This window comes from Motiliproteus sp. SC1-56, from assembly GCF_017309075.1.
Lineage (GTDB): Bacteria > Pseudomonadota > Gammaproteobacteria > Pseudomonadales > Balneatricaceae > Motiliproteus.
This window is the reverse complement of record NZ_JAEMGS010000003.1, coordinates 187,998-212,388: the sequence shown is the minus strand read 5'-3', so window position 1 is coordinate 212,388 and position 24,391 is coordinate 187,998. Positions and strand designations below refer to the sequence as shown.

Annotated in this window: 25 protein-coding genes; 21 read left to right on the top strand and 4 right to left on the bottom strand. The window is 61.8% G+C overall.

The features are described 5' to 3' along the window. Positions 1-221: 221 nt before the first annotated feature. The gene (locus tag JGZ97_RS04645) at positions 222-1,172 is read left to right on the top strand and encodes an AEC family transporter (protein ID WP_207061441.1); all 951 of its coding nucleotides are present in this window, start codon (positions 222-224) and stop codon (positions 1,170-1,172) included. Positions 1,173-1,307: 135 nt separating this feature from the next. Here JGZ97_RS04645 and JGZ97_RS04640 read toward each other — a convergent pair whose 3' ends face one another. After that, entirely contained in the window at positions 1,308-2,108 is an 801-nt protein-coding gene (locus JGZ97_RS04640) for an inositol monophosphatase family protein (RefSeq protein WP_207061440.1), read from the bottom strand. Between the two features lie 154 nt (positions 2,109-2,262). Between JGZ97_RS04640 and trmJ the strand changes: the two genes are divergently transcribed. The 12 genes from trmJ to guaA all read left to right on the top strand — a co-directional run bounded on the left by trmJ (position 2,263) and on the right by guaA (position 12,919). Then, positions 2,263-3,009 (top strand): tRNA (cytosine(32)/uridine(32)-2'-O)-methyltransferase TrmJ, encoded by a 747-nt coding sequence (gene trmJ / locus JGZ97_RS04635; RefSeq protein ID WP_207061439.1) that lies wholly within the window; start codon positions 2,263-2,265, stop codon positions 3,007-3,009. Positions 3,010-3,015: 6 nt separating this feature from the next. Next, the gene (gene cysE / locus JGZ97_RS04630) at positions 3,016-3,843 is read left to right on the top strand and encodes a serine O-acetyltransferase (RefSeq protein WP_207061438.1); all 828 of its coding nucleotides are present in this window, start codon (positions 3,016-3,018) and stop codon (positions 3,841-3,843) included. 181 nt (positions 3,844-4,024) lie between these two features. Continuing rightward, positions 4,025-4,504, top strand: coding sequence for a Fe-S cluster assembly transcriptional regulator IscR (gene iscR, locus JGZ97_RS04625; RefSeq protein ID WP_207061437.1), 480 nt, complete (start codon positions 4,025-4,027; stop codon positions 4,502-4,504). A 28-nt stretch (positions 4,505-4,532) separates the two neighbouring features. Further along, positions 4,533-5,747, top strand: a complete 1,215-nt coding sequence (locus tag JGZ97_RS04620) for an IscS subfamily cysteine desulfurase (RefSeq protein WP_207061436.1) — start codon at positions 4,533-4,535, stop codon at positions 5,745-5,747. A gap of 20 nt (positions 5,748-5,767) precedes the next feature. Continuing rightward, positions 5,768-6,148, top strand: a complete 381-nt coding sequence (gene iscU / locus JGZ97_RS04615) for a Fe-S cluster assembly scaffold IscU (RefSeq protein ID WP_207061435.1) — start codon at positions 5,768-5,770, stop codon at positions 6,146-6,148. A 62-nt stretch (positions 6,149-6,210) separates the two neighbouring features. Beyond that, positions 6,211-6,534: an iron-sulfur cluster assembly protein IscA gene (iscA, locus tag JGZ97_RS04610; RefSeq protein ID WP_207061434.1), complete on the top strand. Its 324-nt coding sequence runs from the start codon at positions 6,211-6,213 to the stop codon at positions 6,532-6,534. 7 nt (positions 6,535-6,541) lie between these two features. Next, positions 6,542-7,072, top strand: coding sequence for a co-chaperone HscB (hscB, locus tag JGZ97_RS04605; RefSeq protein ID WP_207061433.1), 531 nt, complete (start codon positions 6,542-6,544; stop codon positions 7,070-7,072). A 6-nt stretch (positions 7,073-7,078) separates the two neighbouring features. Continuing rightward, positions 7,079-8,941: a Fe-S protein assembly chaperone HscA gene (gene hscA, locus JGZ97_RS04600; RefSeq protein ID WP_207061432.1), complete on the top strand. Its 1,863-nt coding sequence runs from the start codon at positions 7,079-7,081 to the stop codon at positions 8,939-8,941. A gap of 9 nt (positions 8,942-8,950) precedes the next feature. Continuing rightward, a complete protein-coding gene (fdx, locus tag JGZ97_RS04595; protein WP_207061431.1) occupies positions 8,951-9,289 on the top strand; it encodes an ISC system 2Fe-2S type ferredoxin in 339 nt (112 codons plus the stop codon). Between the two features lie 10 nt (positions 9,290-9,299). Then, the gene (iscX, locus tag JGZ97_RS04590) at positions 9,300-9,500 is read left to right on the top strand and encodes a Fe-S cluster assembly protein IscX (protein ID WP_207061430.1); all 201 of its coding nucleotides are present in this window, start codon (positions 9,300-9,302) and stop codon (positions 9,498-9,500) included. 170 nt (positions 9,501-9,670) lie between these two features. After that, entirely contained in the window at positions 9,671-11,140 is a 1,470-nt protein-coding gene (guaB, locus tag JGZ97_RS04585; RefSeq protein WP_207061429.1) for an IMP dehydrogenase, read from the top strand. Positions 11,141-11,341: 201 nt separating this feature from the next. After that, positions 11,342-12,919: a glutamine-hydrolyzing GMP synthase gene (gene guaA, locus JGZ97_RS04580; RefSeq protein WP_207061428.1), complete on the top strand. Its 1,578-nt coding sequence runs from the start codon at positions 11,342-11,344 to the stop codon at positions 12,917-12,919. A gap of 248 nt (positions 12,920-13,167) precedes the next feature. On the opposite strand, the gene JGZ97_RS04575 is transcribed toward guaA, so the two are convergent. Then, positions 13,168-14,124 carry a cytochrome c gene (locus JGZ97_RS04575; protein ID WP_207061427.1) on the bottom strand — a complete coding sequence of 319 codons (957 nt, stop codon included), beginning with the start codon at positions 14,122-14,124 and terminating at the stop codon, positions 13,168-13,170. A gap of 255 nt (positions 14,125-14,379) precedes the next feature. Beyond that, positions 14,380-15,972: an arylsulfatase gene (locus JGZ97_RS04570; protein WP_207061426.1), complete on the bottom strand. Its 1,593-nt coding sequence runs from the start codon at positions 15,970-15,972 to the stop codon at positions 14,380-14,382. Positions 15,973-16,540: 568 nt separating this feature from the next. Here JGZ97_RS04570 and JGZ97_RS04565 point away from each other — a divergent pair. The 7 genes from JGZ97_RS04565 (at position 16,541) to JGZ97_RS04535 (ending at position 23,253) form a co-directional block, all read left to right on the top strand. Continuing rightward, the gene (locus JGZ97_RS04565; protein ID WP_207061425.1) at positions 16,541-17,065 is read left to right on the top strand and encodes an SPOR domain-containing protein; all 525 of its coding nucleotides are present in this window, start codon (positions 16,541-16,543) and stop codon (positions 17,063-17,065) included. 201 nt (positions 17,066-17,266) lie between these two features. Beyond that, a complete protein-coding gene (gene speA, locus JGZ97_RS04560) occupies positions 17,267-19,183 on the top strand; it encodes a biosynthetic arginine decarboxylase (protein WP_207061424.1) in 1,917 nt (638 codons plus the stop codon). A 74-nt stretch (positions 19,184-19,257) separates the two neighbouring features. Further along, positions 19,258-20,457, top strand: coding sequence for a saccharopine dehydrogenase family protein (locus tag JGZ97_RS04555; protein ID WP_207061423.1), 1,200 nt, complete (start codon positions 19,258-19,260; stop codon positions 20,455-20,457). A 60-nt stretch (positions 20,458-20,517) separates the two neighbouring features. Then, on the top strand, positions 20,518-21,702 hold the full coding sequence (nspC, locus tag JGZ97_RS04550; RefSeq protein WP_242521538.1) for a carboxynorspermidine decarboxylase: 1,185 nt from the start codon (positions 20,518-20,520) through the stop codon (positions 21,700-21,702). Between the two features lie 14 nt (positions 21,703-21,716). After that, positions 21,717-22,610 carry an agmatinase gene (gene speB / locus JGZ97_RS04545; protein ID WP_207061422.1) on the top strand — a complete coding sequence of 298 codons (894 nt, stop codon included), beginning with the start codon at positions 21,717-21,719 and terminating at the stop codon, positions 22,608-22,610. Between the two features lie 66 nt (positions 22,611-22,676). Then, positions 22,677-22,868 carry a hypothetical protein gene (locus JGZ97_RS04540; protein ID WP_207061421.1) on the top strand — a complete coding sequence of 64 codons (192 nt, stop codon included), beginning with the start codon at positions 22,677-22,679 and terminating at the stop codon, positions 22,866-22,868. Then, the gene (locus tag JGZ97_RS04535) at positions 22,855-23,253 is read left to right on the top strand and encodes a YajD family HNH nuclease (RefSeq protein ID WP_370584001.1); all 399 of its coding nucleotides are present in this window, start codon (positions 22,855-22,857) and stop codon (positions 23,251-23,253) included. Before JGZ97_RS04540 ends, JGZ97_RS04535 begins: the two co-directional genes overlap by 14 nt. 17 nt (positions 23,254-23,270) lie before the next feature. On the opposite strand, the gene JGZ97_RS04530 is transcribed toward JGZ97_RS04535, so the two are convergent. Further along, positions 23,271-23,507 carry a thioredoxin family protein gene (locus JGZ97_RS04530; RefSeq protein ID WP_207061419.1) on the bottom strand — a complete coding sequence of 79 codons (237 nt, stop codon included), beginning with the start codon at positions 23,505-23,507 and terminating at the stop codon, positions 23,271-23,273. 233 nt (positions 23,508-23,740) lie between these two features. Here JGZ97_RS04530 and JGZ97_RS04525 point away from each other — a divergent pair, with 233 nt between their 5' ends. Further along, positions 23,741-24,391 carry a hypothetical protein gene (locus tag JGZ97_RS04525; RefSeq protein ID WP_207061418.1) on the top strand — a complete coding sequence of 217 codons (651 nt, stop codon included), beginning with the start codon at positions 23,741-23,743 and terminating at the stop codon, positions 24,389-24,391.

The window sequence follows — 24,391 nt, the reverse complement described above, 5'->3', positions numbered from 1 at the left end:
GTTGTACTGGCCTTGTCTCTTTAGACTAGGGGGGCTGTGCCGCTGAGGCCAATGCGGGGCCATGAATGCCTCAATTTTGAGGGCGGCTGTTAAAAAAGCAGGGCAAGCTGTGGCGGGTGTGGAGAGCGCCAGCGCCCGCTCGCTATCTTGAAAGGGCAAACCTATCCACTGATCACCGATCTCGCTAGACTGCATCGCCTCACATCCAACCGAGACCCGTGATGGAAAGCTTTCTCAGCACCCTTGTTTACTCGTTCAGTGTTACCGGCCCGATCCTGGTGCTGCTGTCCCTCGGCTTTATCCTGAGCCGTACCGGGTTGATCAACGACAACTTTGTCGATATCGGCTCCAAGCTGGTGTTCAACATCACCCTCCCGTCGTTACTCTTTATCAGCATCAGCCAGACCAGTATCGACCAGGCCGCCAGTGCGCAGATGCTTGGTATCGGTTTGGGCGGGACCCTGCTGATGTTCGTGGTTTTGGAAGCGGTGAGCCGGCGCTGGGTGTTTCCGGCGGAGGAGCGCGGCGTCGTGGTCCAGGGCGGGTTCCGCTCCAACATGGGAATTATCGGACTGGCCTATTGCGTCAACGCCTACGGCAACGACGGGTTGGTGGCTGCGTCGCTGTACCTGGCGCTGGTGACGATCCTCTTCAACGTGCTGTCGGTGGTCACCCTGAGCCGCTGGCTCAACCGCGATGCCGGGCTGACCGGCACGTTGAAGGGGATCGCCGGCAATCCGCTGATTGTCGGAATTATGCTGGCGTTGCCGGTGAGCTGGTACCAGATCGAACTGCCGCCGCTGCTGATTCGCAGCGGCGAATACTTCGCCCAGATGACGCTGCCGCTGGCGTTGCTGTGCACCGGTGCCAGTCTGAATTTCGGTGCGCTGCGCCATAACCTGGGCAACGCGCTGCTTGCGTCGGGCTTTAAGCTGCTGCTGCTTCCGGTCACGCTGACCCTGGCCGGTATCCTGGTCGGCCTGCGCGGACTCGAGCTTGGCGTGCTGCTGCTGATGGCCTGCGCGCCCACCGCTGCCGCCAGTTACGTCATGGTCCGGGCGATGGGGGGCAACGCCGCGCTGGCAGCCAATATTATCGTCATCACCACGGTCGGCTCGCTGTTTTTTACCAGCGCCGCCATTACCCTGTTGAAGGCCGCGGGACTCACCTGACAGGAGCAAGCCCCGGCCCTCCCGGGACCCCGAACTGGGAGCGTTGCCGGCAGCGCCCCAAACCAAAGAACCCCGAAAAGCGGGGTTCTTTATTGGCCATTCATCTGGGAGTGAATGGCTTGATCCCAAGCGGGCTTAGCGCAGGGCGGGGTGAATGACCTGCAGCAGCTGCTTGAACAGCTTGGGGTTGCCGGCGGCGAGGTCGCCGCTCTGCTGAATCTGGGTGCCTCCCTTGAGATCGCCCATCAGACCGCCCGACTCCTGGATCAGCAGCATCCCCGGATCCAGCTGCCAGCGGTCCAGGCCCTGCATGATCGCGCCGTCATAACGACCGGCAGCGAGGTAGGCCAGCGCCAGCGCGGGGCTGCCGATATCCTGCTGACGGGCGTTGTTGAGGCTGATGTGCTTGAGCATTTCGAGCTGGCTCTGCAGCTCCGGGCGTTCGCCCTGCTGGCTGAGAAAGTTGCTGGCGATCAGGGTGTCCTTCAGGCTCTTGGCGGGACTGACGCGAATGCGCTTGCCATTGAGCTGGGCCCCTCGTCCGCGACTGGCGGTAAACTCTTCACCGGTGACCGGGTTGAGCACCACCACGTGCTCGGCGCGTCCCTTCTGCTGGCACACCAGGGTCAGGGCGAAATTGGGCAGCCCGTGCCGGAAGTTGGCGATGCCATCGATGGGGTCGACCAGCCACTCGATGTTGCCTTCTTCGTCCTGGCCTTTGATCGGGCCGCCGTGGCGGCCGTTGACCCGGTGTTGGGGGTTGGCCTTGTGGATGTTGTAGGCGGCCGTTTTCTCGGCGCTGACAGCGGCGTCGATCAGAAATTCGTGGACGTCCTGTTGTTCGGACTTGATGATATCCAGGCGTTCAATGGCGCGGACGATCTGTTCGCCGGCGATGCGGGCGGCCCTGAGGGCGATATTTAGGGTGGGTTGCATGGATGGATTGTCGCTGTATCTGCTGGGTGGAGGTCAAACGGGCAGTATACCAAAGTTAAAGAGGGCCTCCTAAGCTTTTGCTCGTTCCCGTCTCCTGCCCGATTCCCGGCAGATCTGGTAGAATTGCCGGTTTTCCAATGTAGAGGGCCTTTGAATGTTTGAGCGCGTGCGCATCGTGCTGGTCAATACGTCTCACCCCGGCAATATCGGGGGGGTTGCGCGGGCGATGAAGAACATGGGGTTCTCCCGTCTGGTGCTGGTGGATCCCAAGGCCTTTCCCGATGAGAAAGCCACGGCGCGGGCCTCGGGCGCGACCGAAATACTGGAGCGGGCGCAGGTGGTGCCGACCCTGGATGAGGCGCTGGAGGGCTGTAACTACGTGGTCGGTGCCAGCGCCCGCGGCCGCCACATCCCCTGGCCGGTACTGGACCCTCGGGAACTGGCCAGCGAGTGGTTGTCCGGACGCGAGCAGCTCGAGGTGGCGCTGGTGTTCGGGCGTGAGGACCGGGGCCTGACCAACGAGGAGTTGCACCGCTGCCACAAGCACGTGCATATTCCCGCCGACCCCGAGTTCAGCTCCCTCAACCTGGCTGCGGCGGTGCAGGTGCTGTGCTACGAGCTGCGCATGGCGGTGCTGGGGCAGGAGAAAGGCGCCGCGCCGGATAACCGCTGGGGAACCGAATGGGATATCGAGCTGGCCTCGGCGGAGGAGTTGCAGCGGTTGTTTGAGCACCTGGAACGCACCCTGGTGGCCATTGATTTTCTGGATCCGGACAATCCACGTCAGCTGATGACCCGGCTGCGCCGCCTTTACCTGCGCAGCCACCCCGACCGGGTGGAGACGAACATTCTTCGGGGGATTTTGAGCGCCACCGAAAAACTTACCCAGCCACAGGACTGAACCGGCATGTTTGATCGCTTACGTGAAGACATCGGCTCCGTATTTGACCGCGACCCGGCCGCCCGCAACGCTTTCGAGGTGTTGACCAACTACCCGGGGCTGCACGCGCTTCTGTTGCACCGCCTGGCCCACCGTATCTGGGGAGCGGGCTTCAAGTGGCTGGCTCGGACCATCTCCACCCTGTCGCGCTGGCTCACGGGTATCGAAATCCATCCCGGCGCGCGCATCGGGCGGCGTTTTTTTATCGATCACGGCATGGGGGTGGTGATCGGTGAAACCGCGGAAATCGGTGATGACGTCACCCTTTACCACGGCGTCACGCTCGGCGGGACCACCTGGCAAAAGGGCAAGCGCCACCCCACCCTCAGCGATGGCGTGGTGGTGGGGGCCGGGGCCAAGATTCTCGGACCCTTCACGGTGGGGCGCAACGCCCGCATCGGCTCTAATGCCGTGGTGACCAAGGAAGTGCCCGAGGGCGCGACCGTGGTCGGCATTCCGGGTCGCATCGTGAAACGCACCTCCAGCGAGGACTCTTATAAGGAACAGCAGCGTCAGGAAATGGCGGAGAAAATCGGTTTTGATGCCTACGGTGTGACCAGCGAACTGCCGGACCCGGTGGCCCACGCGATCCGGACGCTACTGGACCATATGCACGAGGTGGATACCCGCATTGACGGTATGTGCAAGGCCATGGCAGAGATGGGGTCGGATTACTGCGCCGAACGCTTGCCGGAACTGAACCCCGAGGATTTCGTCGCGGTGGAGGAGGAGCGGCCGCTGACGGCAGAGGGTAGCTCGGACGATACGGAGGAAGGGCTAAGGAAAGGTGGCTGACCGACCGTAACGGTTGGTTTCTTGCAGGGGCTTTGTTATATTTTTCGCCCCTGCCGTTGGTTCTTCTTCCTTCCCGGATCTTCACGCACAATTCCGACAAAAACACTATGGCATATAGTTGACTGTTTTTGTCGGGTATCGCATAATACCGCCACCCTGAACCAACACGTGGAATCGAACGATGCGCTTAACAACCAAAGGGCGTTACGCTGTCACCGCAATGCTGGACTTGGCATTGCACGAAGGGCGAGGCCCCATCAGTCTGGCCGATATCTCGGCGCGCCAGAAGATTTCTCTCTCTTATCTGGAGCAGCTGTTTGCCAAACTGCGGCGTAACAGTCTGGTCAAGAGCGTCCGAGGGCCGGGCGGCGGTTACCAGCTTAGCCGCGCGAAAGAGAGCATTTTCGTGGTCGAGGTTATTGACGCTGTCAACGAATCGGTGGATGCCACGGGCTGTAACAGCGCCGGTGATTGTCTCGACGGCGAAGCCTGTCTGACCCATTACCTGTGGTGCGACCTGAGCGAGCAGATTCACAGCTTTCTCAGCAAGATCAGCCTGGCGGACCTGGTGGCCCGGAAAGATGTGCAGGAGGTCTCCCAGCGTCAGGATCGTGCCCACTTGAACACCATACAGATGGAGTCCATCGAGGCGGTCGGTTGAGCGTCTTGGGACTAAGCGGAGAAAAGAGATGAAGTTGCCGATTTATCTGGATTATTCAGCGACAACCCCGGTTGATCCGCGGGTGGCAGAGAAGATGGCCCAGTGCCTGACCATGGAGGGCAACTTCGGCAACCCGGCGTCGCGCTCCCACCTGTTCGGCTGGAAAGCCGAGGAGGCAGTAGAGAACGCCCGCCGTCAGGTCGCCGACCTGGTGAACTGTGACCCTCGCGAGATCGTCTGGACCAGCGGCGCCACCGAGTCTGACAACCTGGCGATCAAAGGGGTGGCGCACTTCTACAGCAAGAAGGGCAAGCACATCGTGACCTCCAAGATCGAGCATAAGGCGGTGCTGGACACCTGCCGGCAGCTGGAGCGGGAAGGTTTCGAGGTGACCTACCTGGAGCCTGAGTCCAATGGCCTGATCACCCCTGAATTGGTGAAGTCGGCGCTGCGTGAAGACACCATCCTCGTCTCGATCATGCACGTGAACAACGAGATCGGCACCATCAATGACATTGAGGCGATCGGCGAGATCACCCGTGCCAACAAGGTGCTGTTCCACGTCGATGCAGCCCAGAGCGCGGGCAAGCTCAATATCGACCTGGAGCGCTTCAAGGTCGACCTGATGTCCTTCTCCGCCCACAAGATTTACGGCCCTAAGGGCATCGGTGCGCTCTACGTACGGCGTAAGCCGCGGGTGCGGATCGAGGCGCAGACCCACGGTGGCGGCCATGAGCGCGGCATGCGTTCGGGCACCCTGCCTACCCACCAGATTGTCGGCATGGGCGAGGCTTTCGCCATTGCCAAGGCGGAGATGCATGAAGAGAACAAGCGTATCCTTGCCTTGCGCAACCGCCTCTGGGACGGCGTCAAGTCCATGGAAGAGGTTTACGTCAACGGCGATCTGGATCAGCGGGTGGCCGGCAACATCAATATCAGTTTCAACTTCGTGGAAGGCGAATCCCTGCTGATGTCGCTCAAGGACCTGGCTGTCTCTTCCGGCTCCGCCTGCACCTCGGCGAGCCTGGAGCCCTCCTACGTGCTGCGGGCCCTGGGGATGAACGACGAGCTGGCGCACAGCTCGATCCGCTTTAGCATCGGCCGCTTTACCACCGAGGAAGAGATCGATTTTGTGATCGACAAGATTCAAAACGCCGTAGGTAAGCTGCGGGAACTCTCGCCCCTGTGGGATATGTACAAGGACGGCGTGGATCTGGACAAAGTTGAGTGGGCCCACCACTAGGGCGCACGGAGGAAAATATCATGGCATACAGTGAAGAAGTACTCGACCATTACGAAAATCCGCGTAACGTCGGTAAGATGGATGAGGGCGACAGCCATGTGGGCACCGGTATGGTCGGCGCCCCCGCCTGCGGCGACGTGATGCGCCTGCAGATCAAGGTCAGTGACGAGGGTGTGATCGAAGACGCCAAGTTCAAGACCTACGGCTGCGGCTCGGCGATCGCCTCCAGTTCGCTGGTAACGGAGTGGGTCAAGGGAATGACGCTGGATGAAGCGTCCGCCCTGAAAAACACCCAGATTTCAGAGGAGCTGGCACTGCCGCCGGTGAAAATCCACTGCTCGGTGCTGGCCGAAGACGCCATCAAGGCTGCGATCGAAGATTACCGAAAGAAGCAGGGCTGACACAGGCAGAGCAACAACAGGCGCGCCCACCACGGGCGCGCTCTACCGAGTAAGGGTTAGATATGGCTATCACCATGACAGAGGCGGCCGTGCGGCATGTCAGCAAGTTCCTGGAAAATCGGGGCAAGGGCGCCGGTATTCGTCTGGCGGTGCGCACCACCGGGTGTTCGGGAATGGGCTACGTGCTGGAATTCGCCGATGAAGTCGCGCCCGAGGACAAGGTTTACGAAATGGACGGGGTCAAGGTGATCATCGATCCCAAGAGTCTGGTCTACCTGGACGGCACCGAGCTGGATTTCGTAAAGGAAGGGCTCAACGAGGGCTTCAAGTTCAATAACCCCAACGCACGCAGCGAATGCGGCTGCGGTGAAAGCTTCAGCGTCTGATCGCCCCATGGACACCGCTCAGGATTACTTCTCGCTCTTCGACCTGACGCCGGGGTTTGACGTTGACCTCGAGCGCCTGAGCAACCGTTACCGGGCGCTGCAGCGTGAGGTGCACCCGGACCGCTTTGCCCATGCCGGGGAAGCCGAACAGTTGCAGGCGGTGCAGCGCACCGCGCACCTCAACGATGCGTTGGCCACCCTCAAATCTCCGCTTAAGCGCGCCGTCTACCTGCTGCACCTGCAGGGTGTGGAGCTGGGCCCGGAGTCCAGCCGCGCCATGGATCCTTCTTTTCTCATGGAGCAGATGGAGTTGCGTGAAGGGCTGGAGGCGGTCCGCGCCGCCGTCGACCCAGAGGATGCCTTGGCCTCCTTGGAGCGACGGGTGAAGGCCGACTGGGATCAGCTGGTGCGGGAGTTTAAAGAGCGCCTGGAGCAGGGCGCCTTGGACGGGGCCGCGGACAGCGTGCGCAAGATGCAGTTTCTCGACAAAATGCACCAGGAAATCGAACGCCTGGAAGATCAATTGATGGACGACTGACCTTAGATGTTACTTCAGATTGCCGAACCCGGCCAAAGCGCCAAGCCCCATGAACACAAGCTGGCGGTAGGAATCGACCTGGGCACTACCAACTCCCTGGTGGCTGCCGTGCGCAGTGGCGAGGCCCGTACCTTGCCCGATGCCGAGGGGTGTCACCTGTTGCCCTCGGTGGTGCGCTATCGGGCCGGCGACGTCCCCGAGGTGGGGCTCGCGGCGCGTGAGAAGGCGTCCGAAGACCCGGCCAACACCATTGTGTCGGTAAAGCGCCTGATGGGGCGGGGGGGCGGCGATGTGCGTGCGCTGGGGGAGCAGCTTCCCTACCGCTTTGCCGACGGGGCTGAAGGCATGCCCTACCTGGTGACCGATGCCGGCGAAAAGAGCCCGGTGGAGGTTTCCGCGGAAATACTTAAACAGCTGGCCGCCCGCGGCGCCGAAACCCTCGGAGGTGAGCTGGTGGGCGCGGTGATTACCGTACCGGCCTATTTCGACGAGGCTCAGCGCCAGGCAACCAAGGATGCCGCGCGCCTGGCCGGAATCAACGTGCTGCGGCTGCTCAACGAGCCCACTGCCGCCGCCGTGGCCTACGGTCTTGACCGGGAAGCCGAGGGGGTGTTCGCCGTCTATGACCTGGGGGGCGGCACCTTCGATATCTCTATCCTGCGCCTGAATCGCGGTGTCTTCGAAGTGCTGGCCACCGGGGGCGACAGTGCCCTGGGCGGCGATGACCTGGACCATGCCATCGCCGAGTGGGTGCTGGCGCAGATGGGGGTCAGTAACCTCGCCAGTGGTGAGGATCGCGTGCTGCTGAACGCCGCCCGTCGCGCCAAGGAGGCGTTGAGCGAGGCTGAGCGGGCCGATGTCGCCGTGACCCTGGCGGGACAGAGCTGGGTGGGTGAGCTGACCCGCGCCCGATTTGACGAGCTGATCGAGCCGTTGGTCAAGAAGACCCTTCGCGCCTGCCGGCGCGCCCTCAAGGACGCCTCGGTGGACGCTGGCGAGGTGCGCGAGGTGGTCATGGTCGGCGGCTCAACACGGGTGCCGCTGGTGCGCCAGCGGGTTGGCGAGTTCTTCGGCCGCGCACCCCACATCGACATCGACCCCGACCGGGTGGTGGCGATCGGGGCGGCGATTCAGGCTGATGTGCTGGCCGGTAACAAGCCCGACAGCGATATGCTGCTGCTGGACGTGATCCCGCTGTCTCTGGGTTTGGAGACCATGGGCGGGCTGGTCGAGAAGGTGATCGAGCGGAACACGCCGATCCCGGTGGCCCGGGCCCAGGAGTTTACCACCTACAAAGACGGTCAGACCGGCTTGGTAGTGCACGTGCTTCAGGGGGAGCGGGAGCTGGTGGAGGATTGTCGCTCGCTGGCCCGTTTCACCCTCAAGGGCATTCCCCCCATGGCGGCGGGTGCCGCCAAGATCCGCATTACCTTCCAGGTGGACGCGGACGGCCTGCTGAGCGTCAGCGCCCGCGAGCTCGCCAGCGGTGTGGAGAGCGCGATCGAGGTTAAACCCTCTTATGGCCTCAGCGACGGTGATATCGCCCGCATGATCCGGGACTCCTTCTCCAACGCCCAGGGCGACCAGCAGGCGCGTACCCTGCGCGAGCAGCAGGTGGAGGCGGACCGGCTGATAGAGGCCCTGGAAAGCGCCCTGGATGCGGACGGAGAACGCCTGCTGGCCTCGCAGGATCTGGCGGTTTTGCGCCAGGGTATCGAGCAGCTCAAGCAGGTTCGCCGCGGGAGCGATCACGAGGCCATCGCCAAAGGGGTCGAGGTGCTGAGCGCCGCCAGTGATGAGTTCGCCGCTCGCCGCATGGATGACGGCATCCGTCGGGCCCTGTCGGGTCATACTGTGGACGAGATTTGAGGAAATACGATGCCGCAACTGATTTTTCTGCCCCACGAAGAGCTCTGCCCCGAAGGTAAGGTGATCGATGCCGAGCCGGGGGTGACTATCTGTGACGCCGCGCTGGCCGAAGGGATTGAAATCGAACACGCCTGTGAGAAGTCCTGTGCTTGTACCACCTGCCATGTGGTGGTGAGGGAGGGTTTTGATTCGCTGGGAGAGGCCGACGAGCTGGAAGAGGACATGCTGGACAAGGCCTGGGGGCTGGAGCCCGAGTCGCGTCTCAGCTGCCAGGCCCAGGTCGGTGATGAAGACCTGGTGATCGAGATTCCCAAGTACACCCTTAACCAAGTGTCTGAAGGGCACTGAGGAGTTCGCCATGGGACTGAAGTGGACGGATACCCAGGAGATTGCCATCGAGCTGGTGGAACGCTACCCCGAGGTGGATCCCCGCGCCCTTCGTTTTACCGACCTGCGGGACTGGGTGCTGGGCCTGGACGACTTTGACGATGATCCCAAGCATTGCGGCGAGCGGGTGCTCGAGGCTATTCAGATGAACTGGATCGACGAGCTGGACTGAGCCGGGCCGGGATCTCTTTCTGTTGCAGAAGCGCTGCCCTGGCAGCGCTTCTTTGCTTTTGGCGCGGGTAGGCGGCCCCCGTCAAAAGGCGCATTTTCGGTGCTTGTTCGGGGTGTTTCCCCGATATATAATGCATCCTTTTTTCTTTGCCGCACTGAAGGTTTACCAACATGCTGCGCGTTGCCCAAGAAGCCCTCACCTTTGACGATGTTCTGCTGGTTCCCGGGTACTCCGACGTCCTGCCCAAGGACGTCAGCCTCAAGACCCGGCTGACCAAGAATATCGAACTGAACATCCCCCTGGTCTCGGCGGCCATGGACACCGTCACCGAGGCTCGGCTGGCGATCGCCATGGCCCAGGAAGGCGGTATTGGCATCATTCACAAGAACATGACCGTGGCCGAGCAGGCGCGGGAAGTGATCAAGGTCAAGCGTTACGAAAGCGGTATCGTCAAGGACCCGGTGACCTGCGCCTCCACCCTGACCGTCGGTGAGCTGCACGAACTGGCCGAGAAACATGGCTTTTCCGGGTTCCCGGTGGTGGACAACGGTGAACTGGTGGGGATCGTCACCAGCCGCGATATGCGCTTCGAGCGTCACCTGGACGCCACCGTTGACACCATCATGACCCCCAAGGACCGCTTGGTGACAGTGCAGGAAGGTGTTGACCCGGACAAGGTCCGCAACCTGCTGCGCAAGCACCGCATTGAAAAGATTCTGGTGGTTGACGAGGCCTTCAAGCTCAAGGGCATGATGACCGTCAAGGACATGAACAAGGCCAAGGCCTACCCCTACGCCGCCAAGGACAGCGAAGGGCGCCTGATCGTCGGCGCGGCGGTAGGCACCGGCGCAGAGACGCCGGACCGGGTCGCGGCGCTGGTGGCGGCCGGCGTAGATGTGATCATTGTCGATACCGCCCACGGCCACTCCAAGGGGGTGATCGACCGGGTGCGCTGGGTCAAGGAGACCTATCCCGAGGTGCAGGTGATCGGTGGCAATATCGCTACTGCCGAGGCGGCAACGGCGCTGGCCGATGCCGGTGCCGACGGCGTCAAGGTGGGCATCGGCCCCGGCTCCATCTGCACCACCCGTATCATTGCTGGGATCGGTGTTCCCCAGGTCAGCGCGGTGGCGGATGTGGCCGCGGCGCTCAAGGACCGCGGCGTCCCCCTCATCGCCGACGGCGGTATCCGCTTCAGCGGCGACCTGGCCAAGGCCGTGGCGGCCGGGGCCAGTGCGGTGATGGTCGGCAGCATGCTGGCCGGTACCGACGAAGCTCCCGGTGAGGTTGAACTGTACCAGGGCCGGGCCTACAAGGCCTACCGGGGCATGGGGTCCATCGGCGCCATGGCGCAGGCCCAGGGCTCCTCGGACCGCTATTTCCAGGATGCCGATGCTGGCGCTGAGAAGCTGGTTCCCGAGGGTATCGAGGGTCGGGTTGCCTGCAAGGGCCCCATGGCCTCCGTGGTGCATCAGCTGATGGGCGGCTTGCGCTCAAGCATGGGCTACACCGGCAGCCGGGATGTTGAAGAGATGCGTACCAAACCCAAGTTTGTGCGGATCACCGGCGCCGGGATCACCGAGAGTCATGTCCATGACGTGACCATCACCAAAGAGGCGCCTAACTACCGGGTCGGTTGAGCCGGAAGCACAGAGCGCAAGACGGGGCTGTCGCAGGCAGCCCCTTTTTAGTTTCAGAGGGGGCTGTTTTCGCCTCTTGATCAGGGCCCGTCCCAGTCGGAGGGCCGCCAACAGGAACAGGACGTTGCTCCCGACCGGGAGAAGCGGCTAACGGGCGAGGTGCCCCCGCGGGGCTCGCAGATTGAGTAACGGAGTTAAACCGTGTCAAAAGACATTCATGCACAGCGAATTTTGATCCTGGACTTCGGTTCACAGTACACCCAGTTGATCGCCCGACGCGTCCGCGAGTGCGGCGTCTACTGCGAGATCCGCGCCTTCGACATGACCGAGGAGGAGGTGCGCGCCTTTGATCCCAAGGGAATTATCCTCGCCGGTGGCCCGGAGTCGGTGACCGGCAGCGACACCCCGCGGGCGCCCCAGGTGGTCTTTGAGCTGGGGGTGCCGGTGCTGGGTATTTGCTACGGCATGCAGACCATGGCTGAACAGATGGGCGGCGAGGTGGAGTCCTCCGACCTGCGCGAGTTCGGTTACGCGCAGGTGCGGATCGAGGGCAGCAGCTCGCTGCTCGAGGGCATCGAGGATCACGTGGCCAATAACGGGGTGCTGTTGCTGGACGTCTGGATGAGTCACGGCGACAAGGTGGTGAGCATGCCCCCGGGCTTCCACTTGATGGCGGCAACCGAGAGCGCGCCCATTGCTGGGATGTGCAACGAGCAGAAGCGCTTTTACGGGGTCCAGTTCCACCCCGAGGTGACCCACACTAAGCAGGGGCAGCGTATTTTGAGCCGCTTCGTGCATGATATTTGCGGCTGCGAACCCCTCTGGACGCCGAGCAATATCGCCCAGGACGCCATCGAGCAGGTCCGCGCCCAGGTGGGCGACGATCACGTGCTGCTGGGCCTTTCCGGCGGTGTCGACTCCTCCGTGGTAGCGGCCCTGCTGCACAAGGCGATCGGCGACCAGCTCACCTGTGTCTTCGTGGACAACGGTCTGCTGCGCAAGCACGAGGGTGATCAGGTGATGGACATGTTCGCCAAGAACATGGGCGTTAAGGTGATCCGGGTCGATGCCGAAGAGCTGTTTCTCAGTAAACTGGCAGGGGTCACCGACCCCGAGGCCAAGCGCAAGATCATCGGCAACACCTTTATCGATGTCTTTGACGCCGAGGCGGCCAAGCTCGACAACGTCAAGTGGCTGGCCCAGGGCACCATCTACCCCGATGTGATCGAGTCGGCGGCGGCGAAAACTGGCAAGGCGCACGTGATCAAGTCCCACCACAACGTCGGCGGCCTGCCGGACGATATGGCCCTGGAGCTGGTGGAGCCGCTGCGTGAGCTGTTCAAGGATGAAGTACGCAAGATCGGCCTCGAGCTGGGCCTGCCCTACGACATGGTCTACCGCCACCCGTTCCCGGGCCCGGGTCTGGGGGTGCGGATTCTCGGCGAGGTCAAGAAAGAGTACGCCGACATTCTGCGGGAGGCGGATGCCATCTTTATCGAGGAACTGCACCGGGCCGGTTGGTACCACAAGACCAGCCAGGCGTTCGTGGTCTTCCTGCCGGTCAAGTCCGTGGGCGTGGTTGGGGATGGCCGCCGCTACGAATACGTGGTCAGCCTGCGGGCGGTGGAGACAGTCGACTTCATGACCGCCCGCTGGGCGCACCTGCCCTACGAGCTTCTGGAGGCGGTTTCCAGCCGCATCATCAACGAGATCGCCGGCATCTCCCGGGTGACCTACGATGTTTCCAGCAAGCCGCCGGCGACCATCGAGTGGGAGTGAGGTGTTCTCGAAACCCGGCAGGCAGCGGATCCGCTCTGGGTAAAGTTGCCTTGCTAGCCGAGCACCATCAATCCAAACAACCGTTTCAACACTTTAAAATTCCGAACGCGTAAGTTGTTGAAAAAAAGAGTATAGGTTTGGTGTTCCTAGCTCAGCCGTCAGGCGTGTCTATGCCCTCCCGCTCGCGGGAGGGCTTTTCCCAACCTTTGGCAGGCGGCTACCGGAGTGCGCAGTCGGGTGCCGGTGTCCTACATTTTTGGTGGTTGATAGAGCGTCCGCACATAGGCCGCTACATCGCGGATCTGGTCGGCGTTCAACTCACCCATCCAGCGCGGCATGTATTGGCCGGCCCCCATTGAAATAATATGGATAAGCCCCTCGTCGGAGATATCCAACTGAGACTTGCTGGTGTAGTCCACCATCTCCACATTCATCAGCTCAGCCAAAATACCGTCACCCTTGCCCTGCTGCCCGTGACAGGCAACGCAGTTGAGGCGGAAAATCTCCTTCCCCCGCTCCGGATCCCCGTAAACATACAACTCGGTGACGCCGAACTGCTGGATAAAGGAGGACACATTGGTGAGCTGATCCTCGGTCAGGACCGCGCTCCACTTGGGTAGCGTATCCTCCTTGGCGCTGTATTCAACAATCGCATGGGAGAGAGCCGAGACGTCCATTTTTTTGTACTTCTCTGCGGTCAGGTCAGGCACGCGGTCGCTCACCTTGAGGGTGGCCGCCAGCGGACCACCGCCGGTGCCATCCGCGCCGTGACAGCCGGAACAACTGGCGGAGTAGACCCGCTTGCCGTTGATCAGTGCATAACGCGGGTAGAGCGACTTAACGTAGGTCGCGATACTCTTGATCTCGTTCTTGCTCAGCACTGTACCCCATTTAGGCATCAGTGAGTCGGGGCGATCGTAGCCGGCGATGATCTCCTCCAGCTTGGCATTTTCCATATCGCCATATTTGGCCTGCGCCAAATTGGCTACCGCGTCGGAAATCTCCAGCTTGTTGGCGAGAACGCCACCGCTACGGCCTGAGGTTCCGTGGCAGAGAAAACAATAGGAGTTATAGAGGCGCTTACCCTCGTTTTCCTGGGCGTGTTTTTGGTCTTCATGACCAGCGGCCAGTGCTGCAGGGCCAAACAGCGCCCCTGATAGGGCAAAAATGCCTACATAGAACAACGACTGAATTTTCCTTCTCATCGCAATTCCCCCTTCTTGTCTAGTTTGGGAGTCAACGCCAAGACCGGGCGTACACGGCAATTGTAGGCGAGTTCGAGCGACAAGCCGGATTATGACGAAAGGGCTCGGCTCGGCAGGTGGGGCAGTAGAGACGGGAAGCGCACCAAAATCGGGGTGCCGAAAGATAGCGAAAACGGCCACCCTGGGGTGGCCGTTTTTTGGACTGCTGAAAGGTTCGCTTGTGTGCGCCCGCCCGGCAGGCGGAGCATCCGTGGGTTACTGCACTGCCTTGTTGATGAACTGGTCCACCACGTTGGACATGTCGAAGCTCTTGCCACCCTGGACCGGCGGGTAATCGGCGAGCGACTTGAGGTGCGCCCCCATCAGTTCACCCATCGGCTGGATCAGCCAGGAGACCTTCTGCATCAGGTGTCCGTAGGCGTCGGGCGAATCATAGCTCTCGTAGGGGTCCATGCGGATGTTGAACACCAGGGGCACGGTGCGCGGAATGACGTTGGCGTAGTAGTCTTCCTTGGTTGAGAAGTGGAACTTCCAGGGCCCCATGCGGATCGCCGTCAGCTTGCTCTCGTAGTAGTGGAAGATGTGGTTGCGGTTGGAGTGATCCGATTGGCCCATCCAGTACTCGAGGTTGTTGACCCCGTCGATGTACTGCTTTTTCTCCTTCATCATCTTGGCGGCCACGTCGGGCTCACCGGCGGCGGCGGCGAGGGTGGTGAACACGTCCTGGTGGCCCTGGATGCCGTTCAAATGCTGCCCGGCCGGGATCTTCTCAGGCCAGCGGACCATCATGGGGACGCGCACACCACCCTCGTAGGTGGTCATCTTCTCTCCGCGGAACGGGGTTGTGCCGCCATGGGGCCAGGAGGAGTGCTCCGGGCCGTTGTCGGTGGAATAGACCACGATGGTGTTTTCCGCCAAACCGTTCTGTTCCAGCCAGTCGAGAATTCCGCCCACGTCACGGTCGTGTTGCAGCATGCCGGCGCCGTAATAGTCGGACTCGCTGGTGTAGTTTTCAACGGCCTTAAGCCATTCGTCGCCGATGCGGGTATAGAGATGCATGCGGCTAGTGTTCACCCAGACGAAGAAGGGCTCGCCCTCGTCCTTGGCCCGGGTCATGAAGTCGATGGCCTTGGGAATCATCTCCTCGCCGTCGAAGTTTTTCATCCGCTCCTGGGTCAGGGGGCCCGTGTCTGTGCATTTTTGACGGCCGACTTTGCCGAAGCGCGGGTCCTCGGTGGAATCGGACTTGTCGGTGGCAAAGCAGTGCAGAACGCCGCGGGTGCCGAACTTGGACTCGTACTCCTCCAGGCTGCCTGCGTAGGCCTCACCGAAGTTCTGGTAGTCCCGTTGTTCTGCTTCTTCCTGGGTGTTGAGGTGGTAGAGGTTACCGAAGAACTCATCGAAGCCGTGTACCGTCGGCAGGTGCGAGTTGCGGTCGCCAAGGTGGTTCTTGCCGAACTGGCCGGTACGGTATCCCATGTCTTTCATCACTTCCGCGATAGACGGCGATTCGGCCATCAGGCCGAGCGCGTCGCCGGGCTGTCCCACGGTGGTCATGCCGGAGCGGATGGGGTACTGGCCGGTCACGAAGGCGGCCCTGCCCGCGGTGCAGCTGGGCTGCGCGTAGTGGTCGCTGAAGATGGCGCCCTCGTTACCGATGCGATCGATGTTGGGGGTCCGGTATCCCATCACCCCGCCCTCGTAGGCACTGAGGTTTGACCACCCGATATCGTCGCCCCAGATCACCAGGATATTGGGTTTGCTTTCCTGCGCAGCGGCCATGTTGCCTAGAACGGCGAAAAGGCAGGCGATGAATCCGCTCGCGATGCGTTTACAGATCGTGCTCATTGGCTCTCTTCCTCCTGAAGATGGCCCGACCCGTTGACCTGAGCGAACGCGGGGCAACGGCGACGAGTCAATGTGAAAACGCGTATCAGGACGCCAAGGGCTCCTGGGCGCGGTTTCGTGGCTGTTGCCCACCGGTGCCCGGCGTAGACAGCAGGAGCGCTTTGTCTAGCTCAGCCAAGTTTGGCCTGGTCCAGGCTAGGTGACTCCGTGATAGGCGCCGGAATGCGCGGGCGGCGGGTCATAAAAGTGTAGTCAATACAAGCTAAGGGGGCGCTTGTTACAGTAGGTTGGCGCAAAGCCCGGGTGTTTTGGCCCACAATGATGCACACCGCGTTAGTGGATGGATAGCTATCCGTTTGAGCGCTCAGAGGTGTGTGGGGCGCTGTGCGGGAGCGGTGGGCGGAAGCGGTGTGTGTGGTTGGGGTGAGGCCTGGGGAGGGGCCTGGGGAGGGGCGAAAACGCGACGGAACCGAGAGTTTTCATGAGGGCGGTTTTAAGCGCTTTTGAAACTTGGGTGCTGATCATATACTCTGCAATTTCAGTAGCTTAGGCGTAAGAGAAGCAGACGATGTTTAAACGGGTGTTGGGTTTTTGGATCCTGCTGGGCACGGTGACACCGGCGATGGCCGTGGAAGTGGCCAGCTTGGTTTCCTGTCGTGCGGACGGCGAGGTCTGGCTCTGTGCGGCCTGGCGTGAAGGGAGGATGGAGGTCTTCCGCTCCGAGCGGTATCTCTCCGAGGTGAAGTTTATCGACGCCCCGGCGCCGACCCCGTCGAGTCCCGGACTGGACGCGGTGCCGTCGCTGGCGGGAGAACAGCTGGGCGAGGGCGTCCCGCGCTATACACTGCAGCTCTATGCCTGCCAGTCCATGGCCTGCCTGGAAAAGGCCAGCGATCAGCTGAAGATTCCTGGCAGCCGTACCCTCTATATCAAGGACAAGGGCAAGCTCTGGCAGCTTTTGGTCGCCGGCGAGTTTTCCTCCACGGCCACCGCCAAGGCGGCGGCGGCGGAGTTGATGTCCCGTTATCAGCTGAGTGAAAAGCCCTGGGTGCGCAGTATTGAGTCCATTCGCCGTCGGCAGGTTAAGTACTGAACTAGCCGTTTGCGCAAAGGCTGCTAGACTGGCTCAACGTAGCAAAAAAGAGCTATCGTCGAGCCCTTAAATGTGAGAGATTTGCGCGCTGTTTTTTCTGCCGCCCGGCAGATGGTAAATTTCCCTGAATCATCCGGCGACCGGCGCCATGCAGGTCGCCGGTAGAAGCCTGTTTGTTACTTTCCCCGGAGGCATGCCGCCTTGAATAACCAGCTGTTAGACCCCTGGTCCCCAGAACAGTCAGCCGACCTCTACGGCATCAAGGAGTGGGGGGCGGGTTACTTTTCCCTCAACGCCGATGGCGAGGTGACGGTGAGTGCACCGGGCGCCGAGGGCGATATCACCGTATCCCTGATGGAGATCGTCTCGGGCATTCGCCAGCGTGGGCTGCCGCTGCCGGCGATCCTGCGTATCGAAAACCTGCTGGATGCCCAGATCGTTCGACTGAACGAAGCCTTTAATAGCGCCATCGAGTCGCTGGGGTACCAGGGTGAATACCGGGGCGTATTTCCCATCAAGGTCAATCAGCAGGCGCAGGTGGTGGAGGAGGTGGCCCAGTTCGGCGCCCGTTATCGGCACGGACTGGAGGCGGGGAGCAAGGCAGAGCTGATCATCGCACTTTCCACCCTCAAGCCCGACGGGCGGCTGATTATCTGCAACGGCTACAAGGACGAGGAGTTTATCGACCTGGGGCTGCGTGCGCAGCGCCTGGGCTACCGGTGTGTCTTCGTGATCGAGACCCCTACGGAACTGCCGATTCTGATCGAGCGCAGCCAGACGCTGGGGATTCGCCCCATGATCGGGGTGCGGGTCAAACTCAGCTCCAAGGTCAGCGGGCTGTGGAACAAGACCAGCGGCGATCGCAGTATCTTCGGACTCACCACCAACCAGCTGGTGGCCGTACTCGATACCCTGAAGAGCAACGACATGCTCGACTGCCTGCAGCTGCTGCATTACCACCTGGGCTCCCAGATTCCCAACATTCGGGATATCCGCAACGGGGTGATGGAGGCGTGCCGTTACTACGTCGACCTGGTGAAAGAGGGCGCCGCCATGGGCTACCTGGATCTCGGCGGTGGTCTGGCGGTGGATTACACCGGCGCCAGCATCAACCAGGAGCATTCCAAAAACTACAGCCTGGGGGAATACTGCGCCGACATCATCGAAGTGGTGATGAGTACCCTGGACGTGCATGAAATCCCGCATCCCACGGTGGTTACCGAGTCCGGGCGGGCCACTGTCGCCTATTCGTCGATTCTGCTGTTCAACATTCTCGATGTGACCCACTTCGAGCCGGCAGAGTTGCCCGAGGCGCTTCCCGATCAGACCCACGACCTGATTCATAACCTCAAGGAGGTGCTGGAGGGCATTACCCCCAACAACCTGCAGGAGTGTTATAACGACGCCATCTATTACCGGGACGAGATCGGCGAGCTGTTCAAGCGGGGGCAGATCAACCTGCGCGATCGCTCTCTCTCGGAAAACCTCTTCCTGGAGGCGATGCAGCGGATCGCCGCCCAGGCCGAGCAGGAAGAGCGGATGCCGGTGGAGCTTGAAGGGCTGCGCGAGTACCTGGCGGATATCTACTACGGCAACTTCAGCGTCTTTCAGTCCCTGCCGGACATCTGGGCGATCGACCAGGTGTTTCCGGTGATGCCGATTCACCGGCACGGCGAGGAGCCGACCCGGGAAGCGATCCTGGCGGACATTACCTGCGATTGCGACGGCAAAATCGACCGCTTCATCGATACCCACGAGGTGCGCAACACGTTGCCGCTGCACCCGCTGCGGGAGAACGAAGATTACATTATCGGCGTCTTCCTGGTGGGGGCCTACCAGGAGACCCTGGGGGATCTTCACAACCTGCTGGGGGACACCGCGGTGGCCAGTGTGCGTATCAACCCAGACGGCAGTTTCGATGTGATGAAGGAGCTGGACGGGGACAGCATCGCCGACGTGCTCAGCTACGTGGAGTACTCGCCCCAGTCCCTGCTGGAGAAATTCCGCTCCACCGCAGAGCAGGCGGTGCGGGCCGGGAAAATCAGCGCCGCGGAGCGGCGCGAAGTGGTGCAGAGCTTTTATGCCAGCCTGCACGGCTACACCTACTACGAGCATTGATGAGTCGGCCCGGTAGGCGGGCCCGGTTTCTGTATTGACGTATTTCCCCCGCGGGGGGGTGGAGAAAAATCGACATGTCTAAAGTCCTGATCATCGGGGCCGGTGGGGTCAGCGGCGTGGTCACCCACAAGTGCGCCCAGTTGCCCGAGGTGTTTTCCGAGATCGTCTTGGCCAGCCGTACCGAGGCCAAGTGCAAGGCCATCGCCGCCCAGCTGGACCGGCCCATCGAGACCGCCCAGGTGGACGCCGACAACGTGCCCGAGCTGGTCGCCCTGATCAACCGGTTCAAGCCGGATCTGGTGATCAACGTGGCCCTGCCGTACCAGGACCTGACCATCATGGATGCGTGCCTGGAGACCGGGGTGCACTACCTGGACACCGCCAACTACGAACCCGAGGATACCGCCAAGTTCGAGTACAAGTGGCAGTGGGCCTACCAGGAGAAGTTCAAGCAGGCAGGGCTGATGGCGCTGCTGGGTTCGGGCTTTGATCCCGGCGCCACCAACGTGTTCACCACCTACATCGCCAAGCACTACTTCGACGAGATCCATACCCTGGACATCATCGACGTCAACGGCGGCGATCACGGTTACCCCTTTGCCACTAACTTCAACCCGGAAATCAATATCCGTGAGGTGACCGCAGAGTGCCGTCACTGGGAGAACGGTGAATTTGTCGCCACCCCGGCCATGTCCCTGAAGCAGTCCTTTACCTGTCCGGACGGCGTGGGCACCTACAACATCTACCGCATGTACCACGAGGAGCTGGAGTCGCTGACCAAGCACTTCCCAACCCTGAAGAAGGCGCAGTTCTGGATGAGTTTCGGCGACAGTTACCTCAAGCACCTGGAGGTGCTGGGCAACGTCGGCATGACCGGCATCGAGCCGGTGGAGTTCCAGGGCCAGCAGATCGTGCCGATCCAGTTCCTCAAGGCGCTGCTGCCGGATCCGGCCAGCCTGGGGCCGCGCACCAAGGGCAAGACCTGCATCGGCTGCGTGGTCAAGGGACTCAAGGACGGCAAGGAGAAGACGGTCTACGTCTATAACGTCTGCGACCACCAGGCCTGCTACCAGGAGGTCAAGTCCCAGGCCATCTCCTACACCACGGGCGTGCCCGCCATGATCGGCGCCAAGATGATGCTCGAAGGCAAGTGGATGCAGCCCGGTGTCTGGAACATGGAACAGATGGACCCGGATCCCTTCATGGAGGACCTCAACCGTTACGGCCTGCCCTGGAAGGTGATCGAAGAGCCTGACTTCGACCTGCTGCCCTGACGATGCAGTTACGCCCCTCCCCGGCGGGGGAGGGGCTTCTTTGTTTAGAGGACCCTGGCATTGTCCATCAAGTGTCACAGTTTCGAGCGATTTGACCCCCGACGCGTTCCCTCCCCCTGTTACGTGGTAGACGAGCACGCTGTGGAGCAGAACCTGAAGATTCTCAACCGCGTTCAGCAGGAGAGCGGCGCCAAGGTGCTGGCGGCGCTCAAGGCTTTCTCCTGCTGGGCGCTGGGCCCGTTAACCGCGCGCTACCTGTCGGGCACCTGCGCCAGCGGGCTGCACGAGGCGCGCCTGGGGCACGACTACTACGGCGGTGACGAGGGGAAAGAGGTCCACGTTTTTTCCGCGGCCTACTCCCAGGCGGATCTGGAAGAGATTCTGAAGATCGCCCACCACGTGGTGTTCAACTCCTTCAGCCAGTGGCGCCGGTTCCAGCCGTTGCTGCAAGCGGCCAAGGCGGCGCGGCCGGAGCTTTCCTTCGGGCTGCGGATCAATCCCGAGCACTCCGAAGGCGAGGTCGCAATCTACGACCCCTGCGCCCCGGGCTCGCGACTTGGTATCCCTCTTGGCCAGTTCGAAGCTGAGAGTCTGGAGGGGATCAGCGGCCTGCACTTTCATACCCTCTGTGAGCACCAGTTCGCGCCCCTGGCGCGCACGCTGGATGTGGTGGAGGCGAAATTCGGCGACTTGCTGGCGAAGCTGGAGTGGGTCAACTTCGGCGGCGGCCACTGGATCAGCCACCCGGACTACGACGTTGAAGGGCTGGTCGCCCGCATTCGCGAATTCAGCGCTAAGTACGATGTGCAGGTCTACCTTGAGCCGGGCGAGGCGGTGGCGATTCACACCGGCGTGCTGGTGGCCGAGGTGCTCGACGTGACGCGCACCGACCGAGAGCAGGCCATCCTGGATACCTCCGCCACCTGTCACATGCCCGATACCCTGGAGATGCCCTACCGGGCGGACGTGCTCGGCGCCGGCGAGGCGGGGGAGAAGCCGTATACCTACCGGCTGGGTGGCATGACCTGCCTGGCCGGGGATGTGATCGGTGACTACAGCTTTGATGCGCCCCTGGAGCCCGGTCAGCGGCTGGTCTTTGATGACATGGCTCACTACACCATGGTCAAGACCACCACCTTCAACGGTATCGGCCTGCCCGCCATCGCGCTCTGGAACTCCGAGACCGATGCGCTCAGGGTGGTAAAGCAGTTTGGCTACGACGATTTCAAGCAGCGGCTGTCATAGCCGGAGCGGAGCATATGGACGAATTTGATCAATGGGCAGCCCCGGAGTACCCGGTATTCCTGGGCTCGGAGATTCAACAGGCGGCCCCCAACGAGGCGGCCTTTCACGTGATTCCGGTCCCCTACGAGGAGAGCGTCTCTTACGGCGGCGGCACCGGAGATGCGCCGCGGGCGATACTCAAGGCCTCCTGGCAGTTGGAAACCTGGGACGGTAAGAGCACGCCCGCGGAACTGGGTATCCATACCCAGCCGCCGGTGGTCGTGGACGGCCCGGGGCAGCAAGTGATTGACAATATCGCCGCCGCAACGCGCCGCGCCGTCGAGGCCGGGGCCATGCCCGTCGCCCTGGGGGGCGAGCATACCGTCACCTATGGGGTGATTGAGGGGCTGCGCGCCGCCGGGATCCGCGATTTTGGCGTGGTTCAGATCGACGCCCACGCCGACCTGCGGGAAGCTTACCAGGGAAACCCGCTGAGTCATGCCAGCGTCATGAAACGCATCGTCGACCGCGGCGTGCCGCTGTATCAGCTGGGCATTCGGGCCTACTGTCACGAAGAGGCGCAGATCCGGGCGCAACACCAGGGCCAGATCCATTATCGCGACGCCGATGACCTGGTGCCGGGCAACGTCAACGCGCTTGAGCTGCCCGATGACTTTCCGGAGCAGGTGTTTTTCACCGTCGATGTGGACGGCCTGGATCCCAGCGTGTTTCCCTCCACAGGCACCCCTGTCCCGGGGGGGTTGGGCTGGTACCAGACCCTCTCCCTGTTCGAGTCGGTGGCGCGCCAACGCAAGATCATCGGCTTTGATGTGATGGAGCATGCCCCGATGACTGGCTTTCACGCGTATGACTTCAGCGCCGCCCTGCTGGTTTACAAGCTGATGGGGATCGTGCAGCGCAACCGTTAACCCGGGGCAGGAGCGGTCATATCTGTTACGCTCAGCAAAAACGCGGTACTGCCAGGAGTAAGGGGATTGAACGATCGGGAATTTCGGCGGCTACTGGATCGCCAGATTGTGCTGCTCGATAAGGTCAAGGCCCACGGGGTCGTGGCGGCGGTACGGTATAAAGGCGAGATGGAACGGGGCGCCCGGGCCGTGATCGCCGAATGCTACCGCCGGCTCAATGAGCCCCGGGCACAGGAGAGACAGCGTGACTGCTCCTAAGCGGCCGGACCCGGCCCGACTCAAGCGCATTACCGAGGCCGCGGTGAGCGCCCGCAATGACCGGGAAGCCGGCTACCGGGCCCGGGCGCTTAAACTCTACCCTTGGATCTGCGGGCGTTGCGGGCGGGAATTCAATCGGCTCAACCTCAGCGAGCTGACGGTCCACCACCGCGACCACAACCACGACAACAACCCCGCCGATGGCAGCAACTGGGAGCTGCTGTGCCTGTACTGTCACGATAACGAGCACAGTCGCTACGAGGATACCGCCCGCTACAGCGGCGACAACCATGGGGGCCAGGGCCCGGCGCCGGCCACCAGTCGCCCTTTCGCCGACCTCAAGGCGCTGTTGGATGGCGAGGGTTTGGACAAGGACAAGCCTTAGTCCGGTAGCCCCCTATTCTAATGGGCTTGGAGCGTCCTGAAGTACGCTTTCAGCTCACGCTCGGAGGGCTGGCGCTGAAAGGCCAGCTCGCCGTCCACCAGGATATTGGGCGAGTGACGAATGTTATAGGCCCGCACCACTTCCGGGTTCTCCTCCACAAAAGCCACTTCGTAGTCGATTCCCAGGTCCTGCATCTCCTGCTCCAGGTTGGGCAGGTTGAAGTCGGTTTTGGTCACCAGAAGCTGAACATGCATGGCCGGACCTCCCGGTTTGGGTTGCAGTGCTTAAAGTATAGGCCCTGCGGCTTTGGTCGATACCCCCTTGAGCCTCTTCTTAGCGCCGGTATGCTCCGGAAAACATATGATAAAAAAGGATTTTTCATGATTCGTAGTGTCGTTTTGGCGGCTTGTGTCGGGTTGGCCGGGTGTGCGGGAAACTATGTCAAGCCGGGCGAGCCTGACCTTACCGGCCGCTATGACGGAACCTGGTGGCTTTCAGCGGGATCACCGAACGCTACCAGGCGGGGTTTAATTGCCGGCCGCGCAAAACCTTCGAGCTGCTGTTTGTTAATGCGGGGCGCGTGGGAACCCTGCGCCGCGGACCTGACGGGGGCCGCGTCGACGCCCAGGGCAACCTCCTGCTGCGCCAGCCCCTCGGGGACGCTTTCAGCCGGCCGGGCGAGCATGCCATGAGTGGCGACCTGGTGCTGCGGGGTAAAATGAGCGAAAGCGGCGCCGGCGGCGAGCTGATTCAAGCACTCTCCGGCTCGACCCGGGGCTGCAAGGGCGCCTTTACCGCCATCAAAAAGGACGTGGCGGCAACCATTAAACGCAACCGGGAAAACAGTGAACGTCCGGTTTCCCTGCGCTGGGCGGGGACCGAACTCGGCAGCGCCCGCCTCTGGAGTCGTCCATTCAGGGGCAGCCCGCAGAGCTGGATGGTGCTTGAGGGCGGCCTGGGAGAAGGCTGTCAAGGCTATTGGCGGAGTCGGGGCGAGGCGCCCACAGAGGGACAGTGGACGCGCTATTGCGGCGGTCGTCTGTGGGTTGAGGGCGTGTGGACAGTCGAAGACGGGACCTGGCAGGCCCGCGGCAAAGACAGTCTGGGCCGGCCGGTCAGCTTTAAAGAGAAGGGCTGA

Coding starts and splice junctions, on each gene's coding strand:
- JGZ97_RS04645 (WP_207061441.1), top strand. CDS start 222: ATGGAAAGCTTTCTCAGCACCCTTGTTTACTCGTTCAGTGTTACCGGC.
- JGZ97_RS04640 (WP_207061440.1), bottom strand. CDS start 2,108: ATGCAACCCACCCTAAATATCGCCCTCAGGGCCGCCCGCATCGCCGGC.
- trmJ (WP_207061439.1), top strand. CDS start 2,263: ATGTTTGAGCGCGTGCGCATCGTGCTGGTCAATACGTCTCACCCCGGC.
- cysE (WP_207061438.1), top strand. CDS start 3,016: ATGTTTGATCGCTTACGTGAAGACATCGGCTCCGTATTTGACCGCGAC.
- iscR (WP_207061437.1), top strand. CDS start 4,025: ATGCGCTTAACAACCAAAGGGCGTTACGCTGTCACCGCAATGCTGGAC.
- JGZ97_RS04620 (WP_207061436.1), top strand. CDS start 4,533: ATGAAGTTGCCGATTTATCTGGATTATTCAGCGACAACCCCGGTTGAT.
- iscU (WP_207061435.1), top strand. CDS start 5,768: ATGGCATACAGTGAAGAAGTACTCGACCATTACGAAAATCCGCGTAAC.
- iscA (WP_207061434.1), top strand. CDS start 6,211: ATGGCTATCACCATGACAGAGGCGGCCGTGCGGCATGTCAGCAAGTTC.
- hscB (WP_207061433.1), top strand. CDS start 6,542: ATGGACACCGCTCAGGATTACTTCTCGCTCTTCGACCTGACGCCGGGG.
- hscA (WP_207061432.1), top strand. CDS start 7,079: ATGTTACTTCAGATTGCCGAACCCGGCCAAAGCGCCAAGCCCCATGAA.
- fdx (WP_207061431.1), top strand. CDS start 8,951: ATGCCGCAACTGATTTTTCTGCCCCACGAAGAGCTCTGCCCCGAAGGT.
- iscX (WP_207061430.1), top strand. CDS start 9,300: ATGGGACTGAAGTGGACGGATACCCAGGAGATTGCCATCGAGCTGGTG.
- guaB (WP_207061429.1), top strand. CDS start 9,671: ATGCTGCGCGTTGCCCAAGAAGCCCTCACCTTTGACGATGTTCTGCTG.
- JGZ97_RS04575 (WP_207061427.1), bottom strand. CDS start 14,124: ATGAGAAGGAAAATTCAGTCGTTGTTCTATGTAGGCATTTTTGCCCTA.
- JGZ97_RS04570 (WP_207061426.1), bottom strand. CDS start 15,972: ATGAGCACGATCTGTAAACGCATCGCGAGCGGATTCATCGCCTGCCTT.
- JGZ97_RS04565 (WP_207061425.1), top strand. CDS start 16,541: ATGTTTAAACGGGTGTTGGGTTTTTGGATCCTGCTGGGCACGGTGACA.
- JGZ97_RS04555 (WP_207061423.1), top strand. CDS start 19,258: ATGTCTAAAGTCCTGATCATCGGGGCCGGTGGGGTCAGCGGCGTGGTC.
- speB (WP_207061422.1), top strand. CDS start 21,717: ATGGACGAATTTGATCAATGGGCAGCCCCGGAGTACCCGGTATTCCTG.
- JGZ97_RS04530 (WP_207061419.1), bottom strand. CDS start 23,507: ATGCATGTTCAGCTTCTGGTGACCAAAACCGACTTCAACCTGCCCAAC.